The organism is Mycolicibacterium canariasense, from assembly GCF_002101555.1.
GTDB lineage: Bacteria > Actinomycetota > Actinomycetes > Mycobacteriales > Mycobacteriaceae > Mycobacterium > Mycobacterium canariasense.
On sequence record NZ_LQOL01000019.1, the window covers coordinates 133,276 to 157,288 of the forward strand.

A 24,013-nucleotide genomic window follows, 5' to 3' on the forward strand; every position below is an offset into this window, starting at 1 on the left:
ACCCTGTTGGGCGTGCCGACGAACCCACGACGTTTCCGCGCTGTCGCCGGCGCCCTGATCGGAACGTCGTTGGTGTTGGCCGGGTGCACGGTCAGCCCGCCGCCCGCTCCGCAGAGCACCGAGACGACGCAGTCGACGCCTCCGCCCCCGCCCAAGTCGATGCAGATCATCATGGCCATCGACTCGATCGGAGCCGGGTTCAACCCGCATCTGATGTCCGATCAGTCTCCGGTGAACGCCGCGATCTCCGCGCTGGTGCTGCCCAGTTCGTTTCGGCCGGTGCCGGACCCGGCGTCACCCACCGGTTCGCGGTGGGAATTGGACACCAGCCTGTTGGTGTCGGCCGAGGTGACCAGCGAGGCGCCGTTCACCGTCACCTACAAGATCAAGCCCGAGGCGTCCTGGACCGATAATGCACCGATCGCCGCCGACGACTACTGGTATCTGTGGCGGCAGATGGTCAGCCAGCCCGGGGTGGTCGATCCGGCGGGGTACGACCTGATCACCGGGGTGCAGTCGGTCGAGGGCGGCAAGACGGCCGTCGTCACCTTTTCGCAGCCGTACCCGGCGTGGCGGGAACTGTTCAACGACATCCTGCCCGCGCACATCGTCAAGGACGTGCCCGGTGGTTTCGGGGCCGGACTGGTGCGTGCCATGCCGGTGACCGGCGGCCAGTTCCGGGTGGAGAGCATCGATCCGCAGCGCGACGAGATCCTGCTGGCCCGCAACGACCGGTACTGGGGCCAGCCCGCGGCGCCCGACCAGATCCTCTTCCGGCGCGGGGGAGCGCCTGCCGCCCTTGCCGATTCGATCCGCAACGGGGATACCCAGGTGGCTCAGGTGCACGGCGGTCAGGCGGCCTTCGCGCAACTGTCGGCCATCCCGGACGTGCGCACCGCGCGCATCGTCACCCCCCGGGTGATGCAGTTGACGCTGCGCGCCCAGCAGCCCGCGCTTGCCGACCCGCAGGTTCGCAAGGCGCTGTTCGGATTGCTCGATGTCGACCTGTTGGCCTCCGTGGGCGCCGGATCGGATAACACCGTGACACTCGCGCAGGCCCAGGTGCGCTCGCCATCGGATCCCGGCTACGTCCCGACCGCCCCGCCGGCGCTGACCCGGGAAGCCGCGCTGCAACTACTGGCCGACGCCGGTTATCAGGTCGAGCCGGTGACCTCGACCCCGCCGTCGACGCCGGGCACGCCACCGCCCGACGATTCCCGCGGCCAGATTTCCAAGGACGGCCAACCGCTGACCGTCGTGATCGGGGTCGCGGCCAACGATCCCACCTCGGTGGCGGTGGCCAACACCGCGGCCGACCAACTGCGCAGCGTAGGGATCGCCGCCTCGGTGTCGGCACTCGATCCGGTCACGCTCTACGGAGATGCCTTGGCCAACAACAAAGTCGACGCGATCGTCGGCTGGCATCAGGCCGGGGGCGATCTGGCCACCGCGCTCGCGTCGCGCTACGGCTGCCCGGCTCTGCAGGCCACCTCGGTGTCCACGGCGACGCCGTCGCCGAGTATCACGACCACCCCGTCGTCGTCGCCCACGCAGACGGCACCGCCGGCCACCTCGGCTACCCCCACCCCGACCGCGACGGCCCCTCCGCCCAGCGGGGCAGGCGAATTGGTGACGGTGCCCAGCAACCTGACCGGTGTCTGCGACCGCAGCATCCAGCCGCGCATCGAGGCCGCGCTGGCCGGAACCGAGGAGATCGGCAAGGTGATCGACGCCGTCGAGCCGCGACTGTGGAACATGGCGACGGTGCTGCCGATCCTGCAGGACACCACCATCGTCGCCGCCGGCCCCCGGGTCCGCGGGGTCAGTCTCTCCGGTGCGGTCCCGGTCGGAATCGTCGGCGACGCCGGAAAATGGGTCAAACAGCCTTAGCCGCAACGCGTTTCCACAGCGTATGAGCGGCGAAGGCGGCGATCGCGAACACGATCAGCAGCCACTCCGGTGGGCGGGCCAGTTCCCACACGAACACCCCGGCGAACAACGGTGCCCGCTGGGTGATCGCCAGCACCCCCGCGGCGCAGGTCAACGCCGCCGCTGGGACATTCAGCCCGGCGCCGGCGAACTCGTTGAGGGCAAGGGCGACAACCGAACCCGCCGCCGCGCCGGTGGCCAGCGCCGGGGTGATCAGGCCGCCGACCGCGCCCGCCCGCAGGAACAACGCCGTCAGGATCGGCTTGAGCAGCAGGATCACCGCGGCCGCCGGCAACGTCAGCGAGCTGTCCACGGCGACCGCCAGAATGCTGCGGCCGTTGCCCGGCAACTCCGGGTACCAGATGGAGCAGATCCCGGTCAGTAGCCCGGCCGCGGCGATACCGGGGATGAGCAGCCAGGAGGCGGATTGCGCGCGCGGCCGGGCGGCGGCCATCAGCCGGGTGAACGCCAGCCCGATCCCGACCGCCAGCGGGGCGATCACGAGCGCCAGCAGCACGAAACGGTAGGACACCCCGGCCGACGGCCACACCAGGGGATGCTCCAGGTGGGTGACGGGCGCGGCGACGGCCACCGCCAAGCTGGAGGTGATCAACGCGGTGCCGATCACCCGGGGATGCCAGCTGCGCAACAGGATCGTGACGGTGAACAGTGCCCCGCCGATCGGCACGCTATACACCGCGCCCAATCCGGCGCCGGCCGCCGAGGCCAGCAGGATCTCGCGGTCCCACTCGGTCAGGGTCCAGCGGCGGGTGGCGGTGTCGCCGAACACCGCGGCCAGTTGACGAGGCGCGCCTTCGCGGCCGAGCGAGGCTCCGGACCCGACGACGAGCACCTGCAGCACGGCGTCGACGGCCATCGGTATCCGGTCCAGCGGGCGGTGCGCACTGATCGTCGCCGTCAGCGAGGGGACCGGCCGGCGCCGGCGCAGCAGCCACCAGCCCAGGCCGGCCAGCGCACCGCCGATCATCGGTCCGGTGGCCCGTCGGATGCTGCCGGCGGCGCCGACACCGGTGAGCAGGGTGCCCAGGTGATAGTGGTAGGTGAGATGTTCGATGTAGTGCAGCAGCAGGGTGGTGGCGGCACCCGCGACGCCGGCGAGCAGGCCGACCGCCAGGACGCCGCAACCGAACTCCAGAAGGCGGCGCTCACCGGTGTCCTTCGCGTCGGTCGGCGCCACAGGGTAAATCTAGGGGAGTGCAAACACCTCGGCTGCTCTTCGTGCACGCCCACCCTGATGACGAGTCCCTGACCACCGGCGCGACCATCGCGCACTACGCCGCGCAGGGGGCCACGGTGCGCGTGGTCACCTGCACGATGGGCGAGGAAGGCGAGGTGATCGGGGATCGCTGGTCCCAGCTGGCCGTCGACGCCGCCGATCAACTGGGTGGCTACCGGATCTCCGAGCTGAGCACCGCGCTGGCAGCCCTCGGTGCCGGGGAGCCGATCTTCCTCGGTGGCGCGGGGCGCTGGCGCGATTCCGGGATGGCGGGCACGCCGGCGCGGCATCGGCAGCGGTTCGTCGACGCCGATATCGAGGGACCCGTCGCCGCGCTGGTGGCGATCATCCGGGAAATGCGTCCGCACGTCGTGGTGACCTACGACCCCAACGGTGGGTACGGGCACCCGGACCACATCCGTGCGCACGAGGTCACCACCGCCGCCGTTGCGGCAGCGGCCGGCGACGGTCATCCCGGCGAGCCGTGGCAGGTGCCGAAGTTCTACTGGACCGTGCTGGCCCAGTCGGCCATCGCCGCCGGGCTGGCCGCGATCGGGGACCCGCCCGCCGACTGGATCAAGATCAAACCCGAGGACCTCACCTTCGGTTACCCGGACGAGAAGGTGGACGCCGTCATCGACGCCACGGCGCAGTTACCGGCCAAGGCGGCCGCGTTGCGTGCCCATGCCACCCAGGTCAGCGTGGCTCCCGACGGCCGGTCGCTGGCGCTGTCGAACCTCGTCGCGTTGCCGCTGTGGGGGATCGAGCACTACGTGCTGGCCTCGGGGTCGGCAGGCGAGCGCGACGAGAGCGGGGTGGAGACCGATCTGCTCGCCGGAGTGAAACTGGGCTAACGAGTTTGCACACGCGGTAAGCTCCCGGCATGGACCCGGATTTGGATCCCAATCTGCAGCATCAGCAGGACCGCCTCGACAACTTCCAGTGGGTGGTCGGTTCGCTGGTGGCGTTGCTCGACAGCATCCCGACCTGACAACCGAGGACACCGACGGCCCGGCCTGGGTGCCGCCCGTCATGCTTTCGCTGCTGTCGCTCGACGGTGTGCTGTCCGCCGTGCTCGCGGCATTTCTGTTGCCCTGGCGCGTCAGCGGTGCGCCGTTCCCGGTGAGCGTGTTGGTCAGTGGCCTGGTGAATGCGGCCTTGGTGTGGGCTGCGCTGCAGTGGACGCTCTCACCTCGGGTGGGCGCGTTGCCGCTGTGGTGCTGGCTGGCGACCATCGGGGCGTTGACGCTCGGCGGGCCGGGCAGTGACATCGTCTTCGGCTTGACCGCATCCGGTGCGTTGCTGCTGTTGCTGCTCGTGGTGGTTGGCGTGCTGCCGCCACTGATGGTGTTGCGACGGTACGCGCGGGCCCGCCGCTAGTTCGCGTCCGAACCGGCGTGAGTGTCGGCTTTCGGGGCGGACTCGCCGGCCGACGGGCGGTCGCGCTTCTTCTTTTTCGGCTCGGCCTTCTTCGGGGCCGGTTTCTCGGTGTCGGCCTTGTCGGTCTTTTCAGTCCCGGCTTTGGTGCCGGCCTTGTCGGTATCGGCCTTCTGGGTGTCCGGCTTGGTGGTGTCGGGCTTATCGGTGTCGGGCTTGGTGGTAGCCGGCTTGGTTGCCGGTGCGGCGGTGTCGGCGGGTTGGTCGGGCGCGGCGGACTCCGGGGTCTTCGGGCTTTCCGGGGTGGGCGGGCTCTCGGGGCTGGTCGCGGTATCGCCGGGCTCCTTCACCGGCGTGCTGTCGGTGGTCGGCGTCCCGGTGGGTTCGGTCTCGGCCGGCCTGGTTGCGACAGGCTCGGTCTCGACGGGCTGCGTCTCGTGCTCGCTGCCGTGATCCGTCTGCTGCTCGGCCGTCACCGGTGGCTTGCCGTCGGTCGGTTCGGCGGTCGCGGCGAGCGAGACGGCCGTCGTCTTGGCCATCGTGGTGGTTGCCGTCGTGGCGAGCGGCACGGGCGGCAGTGGGGGCAGCCAGCTCAGCGCCCAGTTGATCTCGGCCTGGATGAATCCGCGTCCCGCGGTGACGCTGTCGTTGATCACGTTGCTGATGCCCTGGATCAGGTCGACCTGCCCACCGATGACGTACGCGGTGTTGTACACCGCGCTGGTGAGGATCGGCTCGATCAGGTTGTAGTACACGATGCCGATCTGGGGCGCGAAGATGTTGGCGACCGGGATCCAGCCCACCGCGTACTGGGCGAGGTCGACCCCGTAGTCGACCCAGCCGATGGCCCAGTTGTAGCCGTCGATGATGGCGTTGCTCAGCCCGGGGAACGCCAGCGCCGCGGATTTCGGTGCCACGGTGGCCGCCGCGGGTGCGGCGCTCGGTGCGGCGGTGGTCGTGCCGGCGGTGGCCGTGTGAACGGGAGTGGCCGGGGCGGCGGCGCCGGCGGCCTTGGGGATCAGCGCGATCACCGGCCTGGGCGCCCAGGCCGTCCTCGTCTCGGCGGCCAGCCGGACCTGGGTGTGCACCGGCGCCTGGGGCTGCGCGGGCGGCGTGATCGACGGTGGAATCGCCACGGTGCCGGCGGCGAGTGCGGCCACGCCCGCCATCAGATACGAACGGACAGACACACGCATCGCGGCTCCTGGTTCTTGCGATCGTCGACGCTGCTGAACTTACGCCAGGGTCAACTCCGGAGCGGCTGCATCGGGTCGGCGCGTCTCGGTCGATGGCGCGGACTATCGTGGCCCCTATGCCAGGGGCAGTGGTTTCACATAGTGGGACGCGCGGATGATTCGCGACAACGCACGGGTTACAGGGGAGTGGCTCTGAACCCGCAGCACGGCTCCGATCTGCCCAGCCCGGTGATCCCGCCCAAGCCCAATGCGTCCGCGCTACGCCGCGTCCTACGCCGCGCCCGCGACGGGGTGGCCCTCAACGTCGAGGAAGCCGCCATCGCGATGACGGCCCGCGGTGCCGACCTCGACGATCTGTGCGCCAGTGCCGCGCGCGTCCGCGATGCCGGCCTGGAATCGGCCGACCGGCGTGGTCCCGGCGGCGGTCTGCCGGTCACCTACTCGCGCAAGGTGTTCATCCCGATCACCCACCTGTGCCGGGACACCTGCCACTACTGCACGTTCGTCACCGTGCCCGGCCGCTTGCGGGCCGCGGGCAAGGGCATGTTCATGGAGCCCGACGAGATCCTCGAGGTGGCTCGGCGCGGTGCCGAATTGGGTTGCAAGGAAGCGCTTTTCACCCTCGGTGACCGTCCTGAGGCCCGTTGGGACGAGGCCAAGCAGTGGCTCGACGAACGCGGCTATGACTCCACGCTGGATTACGTGCGCGCGATGGCGATCCGGGTGCTCGAGGAGACCGGCCTGCTGCCACACCTGAACCCCGGGGTGATGAGCTGGTCGGAGCTGTCGCGGCTCAAGCCGGTGGCCCCGTCGATGGGGATGATGCTGGAGACCACGTCGCGACGGTTGTTCGAGACCAAGGGACTGGCCCACTACGGCAGCCCGGACAAGGATCCGGCGGTGCGGCTGCGCACCCTCGACGATGCCGGCCGGTTGTCCATCCCGTTCACCACCGGTCTGCTGGTGGGTATCGGCGAGACCCTGACCGAGCGAGCCGAGACCATGCACGCGATCCGGCGCTCGCACAAGGAGTTCGGGCACGTTCAGGAAGTCATCGTGCAGAACTTCCGGGCCAAGGACCACACCGCGATGGCGTCGACGCCCGACGCCGGCATCGACGACTTCCTGGCCACCATCGCGGTGACCCGGCTGGTGCTCGGGCCGAAGATGCGGATCCAGGCCCCGCCGAACCTGGTCTCCCGGGACGAATGCCTGGCCCTGATCGCTGCCGGGGTCGACGACTGGGGCGGGGTGTCACCGCTGACGCCCGACCACGTCAACCCCGAGCGGCCCTGGCCCGCGCTCGACGATCTCGCTGACGTGACGGCAGAAGCCGGTTATGAACTGGTGCAACGGCTTACCGCCCAGCCGCGGTACGTGCAGGCCGGGGACGCATGGATCGATCCGCGGGTGCGGGGGCACCTCGACGCGCTGGCCGATCCGGACACCGGGTGGGCACGGGATGTGAATCCGGTGGGCCGGCCATGGCAGGAACCCGACGAGGCGGCGGAATCGTTGGGGCGTACCGACCTGCATTCGGCGATCGACAGCGAAGGTCGGCTGACCGAGACGCGCAGCGACCTGGGCAGCGCGTTCGGCGACTGGGAGTCCATCCGGGAGAAGGTGTCCGAGTTGGCGGCCCGGGCGCCCGAACGCATCGACACCGATGTGCTGGCGGCCCTGCGCTCGGCCGAGCGCGATCCCGGTGGTTGCAGCGACGACGAGTATCTGGCCTTGGCGACCGCCGACGGGCCGGCCCTGGATGCGGTTGCCGCCCTTGCCGACGCGCTGCGCCGTGACGTCGTCGGCGACGACGTCACGTTCGTGGTGAACCGCAACATCAACTTCACCAACATCTGCTACACCGGTTGCCGATTCTGCGCGTTCGCCCAGCGCAAGGGCGACGCCGACGCCTACTCGTTGTCCAGCGCCGAGGTCGCCGACCGCGCCTGGGAAGCGCATGTCGCCGGCGCCACCGAGGTGTGCATGCAGGGCGGTATCGATCCGGAATTGCCGGTCACCGGGTACGCCGATCTGGTGCGGGCGGTCAAGGAGCGGGTGCCCTCGATGCACGTGCATGCCTTCTCGCCCATGGAGATCGCCAACGGGGTGACCCGCAGTGGCCTGTCGGTGCGCGAATGGTTGACCGCGTTGCGGGAGGCGGGGCTGGGCTCCATCCCCGGCACGGCCGCCGAGATCCTCGACGACGAGGTGCGCTGGGTGCTCACCAAGGGCAAACTGCCGACCTCGGAGTGGATCGACGTGATCACCACCGCGCATGAGGTGGGGCTGCCGTCGTCGTCGACGATGATGTACGGCCACGTCGACACCCCGAAGCACTGGGTGGGCCACCTCAACGTGCTGCGTGGGATCCAGGATCGCACCGGCGGATTCACCGAGTTCGTCCCGCTGCCGTTCGTTCATCAGTCCTCGCCGCTGTACCTGGCGGGCGGGGCGCGGCCCGGGCCCACGCACCGCGACAATCGGGCGGTGCATGCGTTGGCCCGGATCATGTTGCACGGCAGAATCTCTCATATCCAGACGTCGTGGGTGAAGTTGGGCACCGAGCGCACCCAGGTGATGCTCAACGGCGGCGCCAATGATCTCGGTGGCACGCTGATGGAGGAGACCATCTCGCGGATGGCCGGCTCGGAGAACGGCTCGGCCAAGACCGTCGAAGAGCTGGTCGCCATCGCCGAGGGCATCGGGCGGCCGGCGCGCCAGCGCACCACCACCTACACCCCGCTGGCTGCCTAGCGCTTCTTCGGCGAGCGGCCGTGTCTGCACAGTGACACGCCGTAATTCGTGGCATTTTGCGCAGGTTCGCGTGGGATCCTCGGCCCATGGACACGATCGCCGGGCTGCCCGCCCACCCGCTGCTGGTGCACGCGATCGTCGTGCTGGTTCCGTTGGTGGCACTGCTGGAGATCCTGTGCGCCCTGTGGCCGGCCGCGCGGGACCGGTTGGTGTGGCTGGTGCTGGTGCTGGCCGCCGTGACCGCAGCCCTCGCCCCGCTGACCGTGGAGGCGGGGGAGGCGATGTACGCCGACTTCCCCCAACCGCCTGCTGTGCTCCAGGAGCATGCCGAGCGGGGGAGCTGGATGCCCTACGTCTGCGTAGCACTGCTCGTGGTCGCGGTGTTGTTGGCACTGCTGCATTGGCGCTCCGGCCACGGTCGCGCGGCGGCGGCCGTCGTGGCGTTGTTGACCGTGGTCGTCGGGTTGGCGGCGATCTTCGTGGTGGTCCGGGTCGGGGATTCCGGCGGCCGGGCGGTGTGGGGCGGGAGCTAGCCCCAAGTGATACGGGTCACATTCTCGGCCGTCGCTGAATAATCCGGACCGCGGTCCAGTTAGTTTCGATGAGGGTCCGGGAGGGCCGGTCCCATCGAACAAGGAGCTTTCATGACCGCAGCAGTAGCCACCGACCTGACCGCTGGCACCTGGGCGCTGGACCCGGTGCATTCCTCGGTCAACTTCTCGGTACGCCACCTCATGGTGAGCAAGGTGCGCGGAACGTTCGACTCGTTCACCGGCGCCATCGTCGTCGCCGAGGACGGCACCCCGTCGGTCACCGCGACCATCGACGTGAACTCGGTCAACACCCGCAACGAACAGCGCGACGCCCACCTCAAGGCCGCCGATTTCTTCGACACCGAGAACTTCCCCACCGCGAGCTTCGTCTCCACCGCGGTGCGGGCCGACGGTGACCACTACGTGGTCGACGGCGACTTCACCCTCAAGGGTGTCACCAAGCCGGTGTCGCTGACGCTCGAGTTCAACGGTGTCAACCCGGGCATGGGGCACGGCGCAGTGGCCGGCTTCGAGGCGTCGGTCGTGTTGAACCGCAAGGACTTCGGCATCGCTTTCGATGCGCCCCTGGAGACCGGCGGCGCCGTCGTCGGCGACAAGGTCACCATCACCCTGGAGATCGAGGCGCTCAAGCAGGCCTGAGACCCGAAGGGGTGAGCAGACTCGCCGGCAGTCTGCTCACCCCTCCGGTGAGCGTCCGCCAAATGCCAGCATCTGCGGCGTGTCGGCGTGCAGACACGGGCGCTCGCCGCAGGAAACGGCTACAACCGGGCGGCGAGTTCGGTGCCTTGGCGGATCGCGCGTTTGGCGTCGAGTTCGGCGGCGAAGGCGGCGCCACCGATCACGTGCGGCTGCACGCCACGGGCGCGTAGCCCGTCCTCGAGATCGCGGACAGAATCCTGGCCTGCGCAGACGACGACGTTGTCCACCGCCAGCACTCGCGCTCCGGTGCGCTCGCGCCCGAAGCTGATGTGCAGCCCGGCGTCGTCGATGCGCTCGTAGTTGACCCCGGAAAGCTGTTGCACCCCTTTCGCTTTCAACGTCGCACGGTGTACCCATCCGGACGTCTTGCCCAGCCGGGTGCCCTGGGGGCCCTTGGTGCGCTGCAGCAGGTACACCTCGCGCGCGGGCGGTAGCGGAATCGGCGTCGTCAGCGCGCCGCGCACGGACGGCGCGTCCTGCGGGTCCAGCGCGCCCCACTCGGCCTTCCACTCCTTGACATTCAGCGTCGGAGACTGATCGGTCACCAGGAATTCGCTGACGTCGAACCCGATCCCGCCGGCGCCGATCACCGCGACGGACTTGCCGATCGGCGCGCCGGACAGGGCCTCGGCGTAGGACAACACCATCGGGTGATCGATCCCGGGGATATCGGGCGTGCGCGGTGCCACCCCGGTGGCGAGTACGACATCGTCGAAGCCGATCAACGAGTCCACCGTGGCCCGCACACCCAACCGCACGTCGACGCCGTGCACGTCGAGCATCCGGGTGTAGTACCGCACAGTCTCGTTGAACTCTTCTTTGCCGGGAACCCTTCTGGCCAAGTCGAATTGACCGCCGATGGCGGAACCGGCCTCGAACAGCGTCACCCGGTGGCCGCGCTGCGCGGCGCTCACCGCGGCGGCCAACCCGGCAGGGCCCGCACCCACCACGGCCACCGACCGGGCGTGCCGGGTGGGGCCGAGCACCAGGGTGGTCTCATGTCCGGCGCGCGGGTTCAGCAGGCACGACACCGTCTTGTGCGCGAAGGCGTGGTCCAGGCAGGCCTGATTGCAGGCGATGCAGGTGTTGATCTGGTCGGCGGCGTCCGCTGCGGCCTTGTGTACCCACTCCGGGTCGGCCAGCAGGGGTCGCGCCATCGAGATCAGTTGCACGTGGGTGTCGGCGAGAATCTGCTCGGCGGCCTGGGGCATATTGATCCGGTTGGACGCGACCACCGGAACGGTGACGTGTTCGGCCAGCGCGCTGCTGGTCCCGACGAAGGCGCCACTCGGCACCGAGGTGACGATGGTGGGCACCCTGGCCTCATGCCAGCCGATCCCGGTGTTGAGGATGGTGGCGCCGGCCGCCTCGATTTCGGTTGCCAACGCGATGATCTCGTCCCACGTCTGGCCGTCCTCGACGAAGTCGGCCAGCGAGATCCGGTAGACGATGATGAAGTCGGGGCCCACGGCCTCGCGGACGCGACGCACGATCTCGACCGGGAAGCGGCGCCGCTTCTCCGGTGTGCCGCCCCAGGCGTCGCTGCGCTTGTTGGTGCGGGGCGCGAGGAACTGGTTGAGCAGATAGCCCTCGCTGCCCATGATCTCGACGCCGTCGTAACCGGCCTCGCGGGCCAGCAGGGCCGCACGCACGAAATCGGCGATGGTGCCGGCGACATCGCGCAGTGCGCGCGGACGGAACGGGTTGATGGGCGCCTTGACCGCCGACGCGCTGACCGAAAAGGGATGGTAGGCATAGCGTCCGGCGTGCAGCAGTTGCAGCGCGATCTTGCCGCCCGCATCGTGCACCGCCCGGGTGATGGTGCGATGCCGGCGCGCGTCGGCGCTCGAGCGCATTTCCGCGGCGAACGGTAACAACCAGCCGGTCCGGTTGGGGGCATAGCCACCGGTGATGATCAGCCCGACACCGCCGCGTGCACGTTCGGCGAAATACGCGGCCAGCCGGTCGGTATCGCGGGCACGGTCCTCCAGACCGGTGTGCATGGAACCCATCACCACCCGGTTGGGCAAGGTGGTGAAGCCGAGATCCAACGGCGACAACAGGTTCGGATAGTTCACAACGCCTCCAACGCCTACAGGGCCTCTAGAACTTCGGAAAGCCATTCGATCGCGCCTTCCTCGGCGCGCATCCCGCCGCGCAGCACCAGGTACTGGTGCAAGGCGGTCCCGGTCAGTCCGGCGGGGTCGGCGAACTCCCGTTTCTGATAGCCGCGGTAGGTGTCCAGCAGCGCGGCACGCTCGGCGCGCAGCGCTTCGGCCTGAGCGCGGATGGCAGCGGCATCCCCGTAGGCGGCGGCGCGGATCTTGACGGCCAGATCTCGGGTGCGGTGGTCAGCAACCGTGCTGCCCCCGCCGGCCAGGGGCGCGGCGATCCAGCGTGCCAACTCGGCCCGGCCGGCTGCGGACACCGAATACACCTTCTTGTCCGGGCGGCCGCGTTGCTCGACGACGTGGACCGACACCCAGCCGTCACTCTCCATGGTGCGCAGCGTCCGATAGATCTGCTGATGGGTGGCCGCCCAGAAATACCCGATGGAGCGATCGAAACGGCGGGCCAATTCGTACCCGGATCCAGCCTGCTCGCACAACGCCACCAGGATCGCGTGCTGCAGTGCCATGACCGCAGCGTAGGCGGTACCGGCGGTCCTATGCAACTAGGTGCAAAGACGTGACAAACGCGGCGTGTGGTGTCTAGTCGAGGTGTATCTGCAACGTCTAGTATCAGTAACCACGCGTGCGCCCGGACGGGCCGCGCGGAAAGTTAGGACACACTGAGACGCGCGTGCAGGTATCGGCATCGCATACTTGCCGCAGACTCAATGAGTCCGAACCGGACATACCCGACCAGCAGCCCACTGGACAGGAGAGACATCAGTGACGTACGTCATTGCCGAACCCTGCGTTGACGTCAAAGACAAGGCATGCATCGAGGAGTGCCCTGTCGACTGCATCTACGAGGGTGCACGCATGCTGTACATCCACCCCGACGAGTGCGTGGACTGCGGCGCCTGCGAGCCGGTATGCCCGGTCGAGGCCATCTACTACGAGGACGACGTGCCCGACCAGTGGGGCGGCTACACGCAGAGCAATGCGGACTTCTTCGCCGAGCTGGGGTCCCCGGGCGGAGCGTCGAAGGTCGGTCAGACCGACAACGATCCGCAGGCCATCAAGGATCTCGAGCCCAAGGGCGAGTGAGCACGGTCCGTTCGGTCAAGTCCGCTGCGCTGCCGGTTTTCCCGTGGGACACACTGGCCGACGCGGCGGCTACTGCCCGCGCACATCCTGACGGCATCGTCGACCTGTCGGTCGGCACGCCCGTCGACGAGGTGGCGCCGCTGATTCGCGACGCACTGGCCGCAGCCAGCGCTTCGCCGGGCTACCCGGCCACGGCGGGTACCGCCACGCTGCGGCTGTCCGCCGTCGCCGCCCTGGAGCGCCGCTACGGCGTGACCGGGCTGGCCGAATCCGCGGTGCTGCCGGTGATCGGCACCAAAGAGCTGATCGCCTGGTTACCGACGTTGCTCGGGCTCGGTGCCGCCGACACGGTGGTCATCCCCGAGTTGGCGTATCCCACCTACGACGTCGGTGCGCGGCTGGCCGGCGCCCAGGTGGTGGCGGCCGATTCGCTGACTCAGCTGGGCCCGCAGAATCCGGCGCTGGTGTACCTGAACTCGCCGAGCAACCCGACCGGGCGGGTGCTGGGCGTCGACCATCTCCGCAAGGTGGTCGGCTGGGCGCGTGAGCGCGGAGCCATCGTGGCGTCCGACGAGTGCTACCTGGGCCTGGCCTGGGACGCGCAGCCGCTCAGTGTGCTGCACCCGTCGGTGTCCGATGGTGACCACACCGGCCTGTTGGCGGTGCATTCGCTGTCCAAGACGTCATCGTTGGCCGGCTACCGGGCCGGGTTTGTCGCCGGAGATCAAGCGCTGGTGCGCGAATTGCTCGAGGTGCGCAAGCACGCCGGGATGATCGTCCCGACACCGGTGCAGGCGGCGATGGTCGCCGCCCTCGACGATGACGCGCACGAGGTCGAGCAGCGTGACCGCTACGCCCGCCGCCGCGACGTGCTGGCGGCCGCGATCCGCAACGCCGGATTCACGATCGACCATTCCGAGGCGGGCCTGTACCTGTGGGCCACGCGCGGGGAACCGTGCCGCGACACCGTGGCGTGGCTGGCCGAGCGCGGCATCCTGGTGGCACCCGGCGAGTTCTACGGGCCGGCGGGTGCCCAGCATGTGCGGATCGCGTTGACGGCCACGGACGAACGGATCACCGCTGCGGTGCAGCGATTGAGCTAGCGCTGGCCTCACTCAGTCCACGTCGAGATGCTCGGGCACCACCGAGGCGAGTGCCTGCCGGCAGGCCACGATGGCCGGGGTGGCGCTGATGGCGGTCCGGGTCGCGGTGAACACCGCACGCCGACGCGCGTCGACGTCGACCACGCGCACGTTCGGTCGGCGGCGGACCCGCATCAGGTCGGGCAGGATCGCGACCGCGTTGCCGTTCTCGATCAGCGCGATCTGGGCTTCCAGGTCGTCGGTCTCGAAGCGCACATCGGGCTCGAAACCGGCTCTCCGACATAGCTGTTCGGCCCAGTGGCGCGACGCGGTACCTTCGGGCTCCATCGTCCACGGCAGCTCGGCGGCATCGGCGACCGAGGAAACGCCGTCCCACGGGTCCCCGGCGGGCGGGACGGCCAGCCGCAGCAGGTCGGTGGTCAGCGGCGCGCGGTGCAGGTCGGGATACGCCCGGGCGGCATGCCCGGGGTACTCCTCTGCGATCACCAGATCGAACTCGCGCATCCACGTCTCGTAGAGCGCCTGCTCGGGTTCACGCTGCGACATCGTCACCCGCAGCCGCGGATGGCGGGTCGCCAATTCGGTGAGCATCTGTGGCATGAAGGCCGAGGCTGCCGATTGGAAGACGGCCAACCGGACGGTGCCCGACGCCTCGTCGCTCTGCACGGCCACATCGGAGGCCGCCAGTTCCAGGCGCGCCAGGATGACCGCGGTGTGCTCGACCAGCACCTCGGCCGCGGGTGTCAGCCGCAAACGGCGGCCGACCTTTTCCAGCAGCGGGACGCCGACCTCGCGTTCCAGCTGGTTGAGTGACTGGGAGACGGCGGACGGGCTTTGGTGCAGCGCCTCGGCGACATCGGACAAGGTGCCGCGCCGGCTCAATTCATGCAGCAATCGCAGCCTGCGGACATCGAGCAGATCGGCGCGTTGATGTTTCATTTCTGCTTAAACTTTCGTGTCAGAAATCATTGCTTTATTTTAAGTGTCTTGGCGGCCGATGATGGGCAGATGACCGACGTGACCAGTAAGGAAGACCTGCTGACCGAGGTGCTGGGCCAGGTTCGCAGCTGGCTCGACGACGCCGCCGGCCAACCGGTGGCACCGGCGGGCCGGCAGTTGGCGAAGCTGCTGCGCGACCCGCACGGCCTGGACTTCACCGTCGGGTTCGTCGACCGGGTGGTCCGGCCCGAAGACCGTCGGGTCGCCGCGGCGAACCTCCGCGAGCTTGCCCGCACCGCACCGGGCTTCTTGCCGGCGCATCTACGGCTGCTGGTCAAACTCGGTGCGCTGGTCTCGGTGATCGCCCCCGGCCTGGTCATCCCGGTCGCCCGAAAAGCGCTGCGCACGATGGTCGGTCATTTGTTGGTCGACGCGACCGACGCCCGGCTCGGGCGCTCGATCGCGCGGATCCGCCGCCGTGGCGTCGCCCTGAACATCAACCTGCTCGGCGAGGCCGTGTTGGGTCAGGCCGAAGCGGCGCGACGGCTCAACGGCACCGAACGGCTGCTCGGCAGGTCCGATGTCGACTACGTGTCGATCAAGGTGTCGGCCACCGTTCCGCCGCACTCGCCGTGGGCGTTCGACGAAGCCGTCGACCACATCGAAGCAAGCCTGCTGCCGTTGTTCACCCTGGCGGCCACCTCGCCGACGGCGAAGTTCATCAACCTCGACATGGAGGAGTACCGCGACCTCGAGCTGACCATCGCGGTGTTCACCCGGCTGCTCGACCGGCCCGAACTGCTGCACCTGGAAGCCGGCATCGTGCTGCAGGCGTACCTGCCGGACGCGTTGAGCGCGATGATGCGCCTGCAGGATTGGGCGCGGGCCCGGCGCGAGCGTGGCGGCGCGGGAATCAAAGTTCGGTTGGTGAAGGGGGCCAACCTGCCGATGGAGCACGTGGAGGCGGCGCTGCACGGCTGGCCCGCCGCGACGTGGCCGACCAAACAGGACACCGACACCAACTACAAGCGGGTGCTCGACTACGCGCTGCAACCCGAGCGCACCGCCAACGTCCGCATCGGCGTCGCCGGGCACAACCTGTTCGACATCGCCTATGCCTGGGTGCTGGCCGGGCAACGCGGCGTCCGGGATCGGATCGAGTTCGAGATGCTCCTCGGCATGGCCGAGGCCCAGGCCGAAGCGGTCCGGCGCACCGTCGGCGGCCTGCTGCTCTACGTACCGGTGGTGCACCCCAAGGACTTCGACGTCGCCATCGCCTACCTGGTGCGCCGGCTGGAGGAGGGTGCCAGCCAGGACAACTTCATGTCCGCGGTCTTCGAGCTGCATGACGACACAAGTCTTTTCGAACGTGAGAAGCAGCGGTTCGTCGCCTCCCTGGCCCAGCTCGACACCGCGGTCCCGCTGCCGAACCGGCGTCAGGACCGGCGCACCGAGGATCCGCACGTGGCCGTCTGCCCGGTGGGCAGCTTCGCCAACGTCGCCGACACCGATCCGGCGTTGCCCGGCAACCGGGCGTGGGGGCGGGCGATCAGCGAGCGGATGGCCGCCTCGTCGGCCGGCCGGGAGCTGTTGTCCCGGTACACCATTGACACGCCGGAGGCATTGGACCGCGTCATCACCGATACCGTCGCCGCCGGCGCGACGTGGGCGCGGTTGTCCGGGAGGGAACGGGCGTCCGTGCTGCGCCGCGCCGCCGGGACGCTGCAAGCAGCCCGCGCGGTCCTGTTGGAGGTGATGGCCGTCGAATGCGGAAAGACCCTCGATCAGGGCGATCCTGAGGTCTCCGAAGCCATCGACTTCGCCAACTACTACGCGTCACTCGCGCAGGAGCTGGACACCGTGGACGGTGCCGTCGCCGTGCCGGTCGGCCTCACGGTGGTGACGCCGCCGTGGAATTTCCCGGTGGCGATCCCCGCCGGATCGGTGTTGGCCGCATTGGCGGCGGGCAGTCCGGTGATCGTCAAACCGGCCACTCAGGCGCGGCGCTGCGGATCACTCATGGTGCAGGCGCTGTGGGATGCGGGAGTCCCGCGAGAGGTCCTGCGGTTGGTCCATGTCGACGAAAGTGACCTCGGCACCCGGCTGGTGTCCGACGAGCGGGTCGGCCGGTTGATCCTGACCGGGGCTTTCGACACCGCGCAACTGTTCCGCAGTTTCCGGCCGGATCTGCCGCTGCTGGCCGAGACCAGCGGCAAGAACGCCATCGTGATCACCCCGCACGCCGACCTCGATCTCGCGGTCAAGGACCTGGTGTCTTCGGCCTTCGGGCATGCCGGGCAGAAGTGTTCGGCGGCCTCGTTGGGCATCCTGGTGGGCTCGGTGGCCCGCTCGGCGCGGTTCCGCGACCAGCTGGTCGATGCCGTCACCTCGCTGAAGGTCGGCTACCCGACGGATCCCACCGCGCAGATGGGGCCGGTCATCGAGCCGGCGGACGGCAAGCTGCTGCGCGCACTCACGCAGCTGGCTCCGGGGGAGCAGTGGTTGGTGGCACCCCGCCGCCTCGACGAGACCGGCCGGCTCTGGTCCCCGGGGGTGAAGACCGGCGTCCGCCCCGGTTCGGAGTTCCACCTCACCGAATACTTCGGCCCGGTGCTGGGTCTCATCGCGGCCGACGATCTCGATCAGGCGATCGCGATCCAGAATCAGGTGGACTACGGGCTGACGGCGGGACTGCACAGCCTGGACCGTGACGAGATCGAACACTGGATCGACCAGGTGCAGGCCGGCAACGCCTACGTCAATCGCTCGACCGTCGGGGCGATCGTGCGCCGTCAGCCCTTCGGCGGGTGGAAGAAATCGGCCGTCGGCGCCGGTACCAAGGCCGGCGGGCCCAACTACCTGATCGGGCTGTCCGACTGGCGGCCCGCCCCGGCCACGCGGGGCGCAGCCCTCTCACCGGCAGCGTCCCGATTATTTTCGGCCGCAGCAGGTCTGACGCCCGATGAGCGCGGGTTCCTGGAGCGCGCCTTCGCCTCCGACGAGCTCGCCTGGGCCGAGGAATTCGCCGTCGCGCGCGACGTGTCCGGCTTGCAGGTGGAGCAGAATGTGCTCCGCTATCTTCCGGTGCCCGTGACCGTGCGCGCGACCGACGGCGACACCGCTGCCCTGCTGCGGGTGGTGGGTGCCGGAATTCGCGCCGGTGCCCCGGTGACCGTGTCCAGTCGGGAGCCGCTGCATCCGGCGGCGGCCGAGGCGCTACGGGTCGCGGGCGTCACCTACCGGGTCGACGATGCGAATTCCTGGCGGGAACTGTTGCGCGACAACGCCCCCGCGCGGGTGCGGCTGCTCGGTGGCGACCGCGCGGAGTTCGCCCGCGACAGTGCGGGCCGGGTCGATACCGCGCTGTACGCCCAGCCGGTTGTCGAGGCCGGTCGGATCGAGTTGCTGACCTTCGTGCACGAACAGGCGGTCGCGGTGACCGCCCACCGCTTCGGCTCCCCGACGCCGCTGGCGCAGGGCCTGTTCGACAGTTAGGGGACCGGGAACGCGGCGACCGGCATCAGCACGTTGCCCCGGCACGCGTCGCTGAGGATGTCGGTGTACCAACTGCCGCGCAGCGATCCGTCGGGCTGCGGTGTGTAGGACACCCACGACGTCGCCGGGCTGTACACCCGCGGGTACTGCTCACCGGTGTAACACTCCCATTGCCAGTCGTAGCTGAAGGTCCACTTGGTGCCGTCCCACTTGTAGCGCTGAGGTTGCGGGATGGTCGGGTTCGACGGCGCCGGCCCGTCGATCACCGTCGCTACGCATACGTTGCCGCAGGCCGTCGAAAACGTGTAGACCGCACCGAAATCCGGCTCGGCCTGGCGCGCGGCGATGCTGGTGCCGTTCTTCTGCGAGGCGTAGCTGACCACTTGATAGCGGCCGTTCAACGGCTGGCCCACGGCTCCGGCCGTCGCCGCATTACCCAGACATGCCACCAGCGCGAGCGTCACGACGACGCACACTCGACGGACCGACATCACTCCCTGCTTCTCTTCGAACTCTGACGAGTCCACGGTAGGAGCAGACACCGACATCTCAGCGATCCCACAGCGCGCTGGCGTCAATTAGTGATCGCATCGTGACGGATCGGTCACTGTGAACGTCGAAGGAGGGGCCTCGAGCCCCCCTGCGGACGGCCCGAGCAGCGGAATGGCCAACGCGCGATGGTGACGATCATCGCAATCAGGACCCGGCTGTCAGTCATCGATCTCCGATCAGTGGGTCTGTCCACCCACTATGGATGGCGGGGGATCTCGACTGTCGACAGACGTCGGCGGATCAGATTATCGGTATTGCAGTTCGGCGCGAGCTCTGGCGCGAACGACGTCCGGGTGACAATAATGGGTGGAGTAACCCATAGATGTGGGATCTGGCGTTGAGGAGGCTCGAGCGTGGCTGCGGTTCATCATCGTTTCGCGACCGTCGAAGGTCATCGCCTGTTCTACCGTGAGGCCGGCGATGTACGGGCCCCCGCCGTCGTCCTGTTGCACGGTTTTCCCACCAGCTCCTCCATGTTCCGGCACCTGATCCCGGCTCTGGCCAACGACTATCACGTCATCGCACCGGACCATCTCGGCTTCGGACTCTCGGACGCGCCGGCCGCCGAGTCCTTCGACTACACCTTCGACGCGTTGACGAGATTGACCGCCGGACTGCTGCAAACCCTGGATGTCGACCGGTACGCGATGTACGTCCAGGACTACGGTGCGCCGATCGGCTGGAGGCTGGCGCTCGCGGACCCATCGGCGGTAACGGCGATCATCACTCAGAACGGCAACGCCTACGACGCCGGTTTCGTCGACGAATTCTGGAAGGCGGTATGGGCTTATCACGCAGATCCGTGCCCTGAGACCGAAGCTCCGCTGCGGGGCTTCCTGACACTCGACGCCACGCGCTGGCAGTACCTGACCGGCGTGCCGGACGAGACGCTGGTTGATCCGGACGCCTGGGCGCATGATTTCGCACTGCTGACCAGGCCGGGCAACGACGCCATCCAGCTGGCGTTGTTCGCCGACTATGCGACGAATCGCCCGCTCTATCCGCACGTCCACAGCTACTTTCGCCAGAGCGGGGTTCCGCTGCTTGCCGTATGGGGCAGTGGTGACCCCATTTTTGGGCCGGCGGGAGCTCACGCGTTCAGTGCCGACCTGCCGAGCGCCGAGGTGCACCTGCTCGACGGCGGGCACTTTCTCCTCGAATCGGCCTTGGACGAGGTGGTGCCGCTCATCTCGCGGTTCCTGTCCGCGCATGTGGGAGAGGCCGTCCGGCAGTGATGTGAAGGGCGTTGCCGGTCGATCACATCGCCCGGCAACGCCGACAGATCGCCGATCAGGCAGGCAGCGGGTTCTTCATCGGCTAATCGAGAACCACGACCATCTTGCCGCTGGCCGCACCGGATTCCATCAGACGGTGGGCATCCCTGATGTCGTCGAAGGAGAACACCCGAACCGGAGCCGCATCCAGTTCGCCGGCTTTCACTTGGGCGGCAATATCGCTGAGGGGCACGTCTGAGACGGGGAAGCCCGGCGTTCCGAAGACGAAACTGCCGAAGAAGGTCAGGTGCACTCCGCTGGCCATCCTGGCCAGCGGGTTGAAATCCGGAATGGGCGCCAGGCCTCCCAGCCAGCCGGCGAGGCAGGCGCGCCCACCACGGCGCAACAGGTCGAGCGAATCGAGAATGGTGCTGTTGCCGACCAAGTCGAGCACGGCGTCGACCGCCTTCGCTTCCGGCAGCCGCGCGGCCAGGTCCTGGCCTTCCAGCTCTGCGCGCTCGGCTCCCAGATCGGTCAGGACAACGAACTGGTCCGCCTTGCGAGTGGTGGCGATGACGCGCGCTCCTGCGTTGACCGCCAACTTCAGCGCGGCTTGACCGAAGGACGACGTCGCTCCACGAATCACGAGCAGTTGACCCGAGTCGAGTTCGAGGTTGCGGAACAAGCATGTCCACGCTGTGGCATAGGTTTCCGGGAGCGCCGCAAGCTGTGCCCACGGGAGGTCGACGTCGATGCGTGCGACATTCGCGGTACGGACCCGGGTGTACTCGGCGTAACTGCCGTTGATGGTTCGCCCGAGCCCGCCCATCAGGGCAGCCACCCGATCGCCGACGTTGAACGTACCGTCCGGGCAGGAGTCGACCACCCCGACGCACTCGATGCCGCTGACTTCGGCGGCCTCGGCCCATTCCCCGCGGCGCATGTGCATCTCGGCATGGTTGATGCCGAATGCTTTCACGGCGATCACCACTTCTCCGTGCTTGGGCAAGGGTTTTGGGATCTCGGTGTGAACCAATTTGTCGATCCCGCCGAAACCGTCCAGCACGACGGCCCGCATCGTGTCTCCGCCCGGCCGTTCCCGGACCACGGCTGGACCGTCCGGGGCGATGTCTGCCACGCTGGCGGGATCGGTCGGAATGGCCTGTGTCATATTACTTCTCGCAATCATGATCGATGAGTGGATATTCGCTACGTCAGTCCACGAGCTGGTCGGCGAGTTCGACAATGGTGCCGGCGACGGCGTCCGGTTGAGGTATCCCGTCCCCGACCAGTGCAGCGTTGCCGGGGCGTGTGATCAGTGCCGTTTGCATGCCGGCGCCGCGCGCGCCGATCACGTCCCAGGTGTGTGCGGCCACCATCATGCATTCCGGGGGAGCAACGCCGACGTCCGCGGCCACCCGTTGATACAGCTGGGGAGCGGGCTTGAACACCTTGAGCGCATCGACGGTGAATTGACGCTCGAAGTACGTGCCCAATCCGGCATTGTCCAGAGGTGTCGGAATATCGGCGCGTAGCGGCGAATTCGTCAATGTGACAAGGCGATAGCCGTGGTCACGCAAGCGGCGGAGGCCCGGTTCGACATCGGGGTGCGCCGGCATTGCGCGCATCCCCTCTTCGAGTGCTCGCATATCGTCGTCCTCCAGGGTGAGGCCCCGGGTGGTCGCGATCATTTTCATCGTCGCGCGCCCCAGGGCGAAGAAGTCCAGGTAGTAGCCCGACAACGTCAGGGTCATCGAGTACAGGACGAGTTCGGCGAACCAGGTGCGAAGGGTGGCCGCATCACCGAAGACCTCCTCGAAGTACGGTTGCAGTGAATCGATGTCGAGCAGGGTCTCGTTGACGTCGAAGACGAGGATGTGTGGAGCGTCGCCGGCATCTCTGGTATTCGGAGGTCCGGTGGTGGACACGTCTCTCCTTCGGGCGTTGTCGGGAACGGTTTGGTGGCTTGTCCCGAGTATGGGTTACGCCACCCAATATGTCTACGGCCATATCGCTGTGAATTTCCGTGGTATCTGCCCCCATTGGGTGACGATTACCCATTGGATGCGACCCGATGACGAGGTTGGGCCGGTATCGCGCCGCGCCCACCTCGGTGCCTGCGCCGGTGCGAGCGGGCGAGCGGCGACTCTGCGTCCAGGCCGCGGTTGCGTACTTGGTCGGGCGCTGGGTTGCAGTCATCCGCCGCGACATGCTGGAGTGTTCGCACCAAGGTGAGGGTGCGCTGCGGTATTTTGCATAGTGAGATGAGTTCCGCGGATGCTCCGAATACACGCGGTTTCACCGCCAAGGGCGTCGCGACCAGAGACAGGATTCTCCGGTGTGCAGCGGATGTCCTGCTCGACGGTGGTCTGACGGCGTTCAGCCTGGACAGGGTGCGCCAGGCGGCGAGGGTCAGTGGCTCTCAGCTCAACCACTACTTCGGCGACCGCAACGAGCTCATTCGTGCCGTATTGAGACGTCAGACCGGTATCGTCCTGGACTTCCATCGCCAGGCCGCTCTGGGTGGCCTCGACACTTTCGCGGATTGGGAGCGGTGGGCCGATCTCAACGTCCGCTACCTGCGGAAGATCGGCTATCGCGGCACAGCCACCTATCACGCCTTGGCGGGCCAACTCGCCAAGACCGACGAGGGCACCCGAAAGACCTTCGCCGACGGCTACTGGCGCTGGGTGGCACTTCTGGAGGACTGTTTCGCCCGCATGAAGAGCCGCGGGTTACTGGTCGCGTCCGCTGACCCGGACCATCTCGCACTCGTCGTGGTGGCCGTCCACCAGGGCGCCGGAGTGCTGGCATTCACCTATCGCCAGGAATGGCCGTTGGTCGACGCGACCCAGTTCATCGTCAACTACCTTCGTCTGTTCGCCAAGGACCCGCAGGAACGTCGTCCTCGGCCGGTCCGGCGCACGGCACCCCGGGCCCGGCCGCGGAGATCCGAGCAGCGGCCCGAAGCGCGTCGGCTGACGAGGAAGGGCCTTGCGACACGGGCGCGGATCATCGAAGGAGCTGCGGAGCTGGTCCTGCGCAGAGGTGTCAACGGTACGAGCCTCGATGATGTTCGGTCAGCCGTCGGTGTCAGCGGATCCCAGATGTCGCACTACTTTTCCGACAAGCAAGATTTGTTGCGGCAGATCATTTCCGCCAGGACCGAGTTCGTCGTCGACTTCCATACACAACCACAGCTCGGCCGGTTGGACACCCTGGCGTCGCTTCGGTCATGGGCTGAGCTGTGTTGGGCACAGTCGGGCCTCAGCTACCTTCGGAACGGCTGCGTGTACGGGTCGTTGACCGGTGAACTGCTCGAAGCAGACGATGTTGTGCTCGACGATCTCGCCGATGGGTACGACCGCTGGCTCGGTCTGTTCCGCGACGGCTTACACGCGATGGTCGAGCGACATGAACTGCGTGACGATGCCGATCCCCGTCATCTCGCGGCTGCGCTGGTCGTCGCGCACCAGGGCGGGACGATGCTCACGCATATCACCGGGTCCCCGGAGCCGTTCAAACAGGCCGTGGAGGCGGCACTTGGCTATGTCGCCAGTTTCGCTGTGCCGGAGCCGAAGTCGCGCCGGTCGGCGCGCACGTCGCGCTGACACGGTCTGTGGACGGGTCATTCACAGCTGACTGATCCGGGCAACCTTGGGCTATACCGGCTCTTCATGATTGAGGGTGTAGAACGGTCAGCTGCTGTCGGCCTGTGATTGGGGTGTCTGGTTGGCTGGGTGTGT

The 24,013-nt window shown here is 68.1% G+C and carries 19 protein-coding genes; 11 read left to right on the forward strand and 8 right to left on the reverse strand.

Features of this window, described 5'->3' with window-relative positions; genetic code table 11:
- Positions 1-6: 6 nt before the first annotated feature.
- Entirely contained in the window at positions 7-1,890 is a 1,884-nt protein-coding gene (locus tag AWB94_RS02570; RefSeq protein ID WP_109762507.1) for an ABC transporter family substrate-binding protein, read from the forward strand.
- Here AWB94_RS02570 and AWB94_RS02575 read toward each other — a convergent pair.
- Complete coding sequence (locus AWB94_RS02575) at positions 1,877-3,127, reverse strand: chloride channel protein (protein ID WP_062658879.1); 1,251 nt, start codon at positions 3,125-3,127, stop codon at positions 1,877-1,879. The genes AWB94_RS02570 and AWB94_RS02575 overlap by 14 nt on opposite strands.
- A gap of 17 nt (positions 3,128-3,144) precedes the next feature.
- Between AWB94_RS02575 and mshB the strand changes: the two genes are divergently transcribed.
- A complete protein-coding gene (mshB, locus tag AWB94_RS02580; protein WP_062658880.1) occupies positions 3,145-4,020 on the forward strand; it encodes an N-acetyl-1-D-myo-inositol-2-amino-2-deoxy-alpha-D-glucopyranoside deacetylase in 876 nt (291 codons plus the stop codon).
- An 88-nt stretch (positions 4,021-4,108) separates the two neighbouring features.
- The gene (locus AWB94_RS02585; protein WP_062658881.1) at positions 4,109-4,546 is read left to right on the forward strand and encodes a hypothetical protein; all 438 of its coding nucleotides are present in this window, start codon (positions 4,109-4,111) and stop codon (positions 4,544-4,546) included.
- Here AWB94_RS02585 and AWB94_RS02590 read toward each other — a convergent pair.
- On the reverse strand, positions 4,543-5,739 hold the full coding sequence (locus AWB94_RS02590; protein WP_062658882.1) for a hypothetical protein: 1,197 nt from the start codon (positions 5,737-5,739) through the stop codon (positions 4,543-4,545). The two genes, AWB94_RS02585 and AWB94_RS02590, sit on opposite strands and share 4 nt — an antisense overlap.
- A gap of 186 nt (positions 5,740-5,925) precedes the next feature.
- Here AWB94_RS02590 and AWB94_RS02595 point away from each other — a divergent pair, with 186 nt between their 5' ends.
- The 3 genes from AWB94_RS02595 (at position 5,926) to AWB94_RS02605 (ending at position 9,689) form a co-directional block, all read left to right on the forward strand.
- Positions 5,926-8,496, forward strand: coding sequence for a bifunctional FO biosynthesis protein CofGH (locus AWB94_RS02595; protein WP_062658883.1), 2,571 nt, complete (start codon positions 5,926-5,928; stop codon positions 8,494-8,496).
- An 86-nt stretch (positions 8,497-8,582) separates the two neighbouring features.
- Entirely contained in the window at positions 8,583-9,029 is a 447-nt protein-coding gene (locus tag AWB94_RS02600) for a DUF2231 domain-containing protein (protein WP_062658884.1), read from the forward strand.
- Positions 9,030-9,140: 111 nt separating this feature from the next.
- Positions 9,141-9,689: a YceI family protein gene (locus AWB94_RS02605; protein ID WP_062658885.1), complete on the forward strand. Its 549-nt coding sequence runs from the start codon at positions 9,141-9,143 to the stop codon at positions 9,687-9,689.
- 119 nt (positions 9,690-9,808) lie between these two features.
- On the opposite strand, the gene AWB94_RS02610 is transcribed toward AWB94_RS02605, so the two are convergent.
- Both AWB94_RS02610 and AWB94_RS02615 read right to left on the reverse strand, forming a co-directional pair.
- Entirely contained in the window at positions 9,809-11,827 is a 2,019-nt protein-coding gene (locus AWB94_RS02610) for an NADPH-dependent 2,4-dienoyl-CoA reductase (protein ID WP_062658886.1), read from the reverse strand.
- A gap of 14 nt (positions 11,828-11,841) precedes the next feature.
- Positions 11,842-12,387 carry a PadR family transcriptional regulator gene (locus AWB94_RS02615; protein WP_062658887.1) on the reverse strand — a complete coding sequence of 182 codons (546 nt, stop codon included), beginning with the start codon at positions 12,385-12,387 and terminating at the stop codon, positions 11,842-11,844.
- A 256-nt stretch (positions 12,388-12,643) separates the two neighbouring features.
- Here AWB94_RS02615 and fdxA point away from each other — a divergent pair, with 256 nt between their 5' ends.
- Positions 12,644-12,964: a ferredoxin gene (gene fdxA / locus AWB94_RS02620; protein WP_024450890.1), complete on the forward strand. Its 321-nt coding sequence runs from the start codon at positions 12,644-12,646 to the stop codon at positions 12,962-12,964.
- Positions 12,961-14,067, forward strand: coding sequence for a succinyldiaminopimelate transaminase (gene dapC / locus AWB94_RS02625; protein WP_062658888.1), 1,107 nt, complete (start codon positions 12,961-12,963; stop codon positions 14,065-14,067). The genes fdxA and dapC overlap by 4 nt, the downstream gene beginning before the upstream one ends.
- Positions 14,068-14,079: 12 nt before the next feature.
- On the opposite strand, the gene AWB94_RS02630 is transcribed toward dapC, so the two are convergent.
- Positions 14,080-15,006, reverse strand: a complete 927-nt coding sequence (locus AWB94_RS02630) for a LysR family transcriptional regulator (RefSeq protein WP_084395405.1) — start codon at positions 15,004-15,006, stop codon at positions 14,080-14,082.
- 69 nt (positions 15,007-15,075) lie between these two features.
- On the opposite strand from AWB94_RS02630, the gene AWB94_RS02635 reads away from it, so the two are divergent.
- Positions 15,076-18,501 carry a bifunctional proline dehydrogenase/L-glutamate gamma-semialdehyde dehydrogenase gene (locus tag AWB94_RS02635; protein ID WP_062658889.1) on the forward strand — a complete coding sequence of 1,142 codons (3,426 nt, stop codon included), beginning with the start codon at positions 15,076-15,078 and terminating at the stop codon, positions 18,499-18,501.
- On the opposite strand, the gene AWB94_RS02640 is transcribed toward AWB94_RS02635, so the two are convergent.
- Positions 18,498-18,992: an Rv2253 family sensor-like surface protein gene (locus AWB94_RS02640; RefSeq protein ID WP_062658913.1), complete on the reverse strand. Its 495-nt coding sequence runs from the start codon at positions 18,990-18,992 to the stop codon at positions 18,498-18,500. The two genes, AWB94_RS02635 and AWB94_RS02640, sit on opposite strands and share 4 nt — an antisense overlap.
- Before the next feature lie 414 nt (positions 18,993-19,406).
- On the opposite strand from AWB94_RS02640, the gene AWB94_RS02645 reads away from it, so the two are divergent.
- Positions 19,407-20,288, forward strand: a complete 882-nt coding sequence (locus AWB94_RS02645) for an alpha/beta fold hydrolase (protein WP_062658890.1) — start codon at positions 19,407-19,409, stop codon at positions 20,286-20,288.
- A gap of 82 nt (positions 20,289-20,370) precedes the next feature.
- Here the strand turns inward: AWB94_RS02645 and AWB94_RS02650 are convergent, their stop codons facing one another.
- Together AWB94_RS02650 and AWB94_RS02655 are read right to left on the reverse strand one after the other, a co-directional pair.
- On the reverse strand, positions 20,371-21,345 hold the full coding sequence (locus AWB94_RS02650) for a zinc-binding alcohol dehydrogenase family protein (RefSeq protein WP_201029600.1): 975 nt from the start codon (positions 21,343-21,345) through the stop codon (positions 20,371-20,373).
- 136 nt (positions 21,346-21,481) lie between these two features.
- A complete protein-coding gene (locus AWB94_RS02655) occupies positions 21,482-22,195 on the reverse strand; it encodes a haloacid dehalogenase type II (protein WP_062658892.1) in 714 nt (237 codons plus the stop codon).
- Positions 22,196-22,531: 336 nt separating this feature from the next.
- On the opposite strand from AWB94_RS02655, the gene AWB94_RS02660 reads away from it, so the two are divergent.
- Positions 22,532-23,878: a TetR/AcrR family transcriptional regulator gene (locus tag AWB94_RS02660; protein WP_062658893.1), complete on the forward strand. Its 1,347-nt coding sequence runs from the start codon at positions 22,532-22,534 to the stop codon at positions 23,876-23,878.
- The last annotated feature ends 135 nt before the right edge of the window (positions 23,879-24,013 follow it).

Excerpts from the sequence above, each read along its gene's own strand:
- AWB94_RS02635 (WP_062658889.1), top strand. The coding sequence starts at position 15,076 with ATGACCGACGTGACCAGTAAGGAAGACCTGCTGACCGAGGTGCTGGGC.
- AWB94_RS02650 (WP_201029600.1), bottom strand. The coding sequence starts at position 21,345 with ATGCGGGCCGTCGTGCTGGACGGTTTCGGCGGGATCGACAAATTGGTT.
- AWB94_RS02660 (WP_062658893.1), top strand. The coding sequence starts at position 22,532 with ATGAGTTCCGCGGATGCTCCGAATACACGCGGTTTCACCGCCAAGGGC.
- AWB94_RS02640 (WP_062658913.1), bottom strand. The coding sequence starts at position 18,992 with ATGTCGGTCCGTCGAGTGTGCGTCGTCGTGACGCTCGCGCTGGTGGCA.
- AWB94_RS02600 (WP_062658884.1), top strand. The coding sequence starts at position 8,583 with ATGGACACGATCGCCGGGCTGCCCGCCCACCCGCTGCTGGTGCACGCG.
- AWB94_RS02590 (WP_062658882.1), bottom strand. The coding sequence starts at position 5,739 with ATGCGTGTGTCTGTCCGTTCGTATCTGATGGCGGGCGTGGCCGCACTC.
- AWB94_RS02630 (WP_084395405.1), bottom strand. The coding sequence starts at position 15,006 with ATGAAACATCAACGCGCCGATCTGCTCGATGTCCGCAGGCTGCGATTG.
- AWB94_RS02615 (WP_062658887.1), bottom strand. The coding sequence starts at position 12,387 with ATGGCACTGCAGCACGCGATCCTGGTGGCGTTGTGCGAGCAGGCTGGA.
- AWB94_RS02605 (WP_062658885.1), top strand. The coding sequence starts at position 9,141 with ATGACCGCAGCAGTAGCCACCGACCTGACCGCTGGCACCTGGGCGCTG.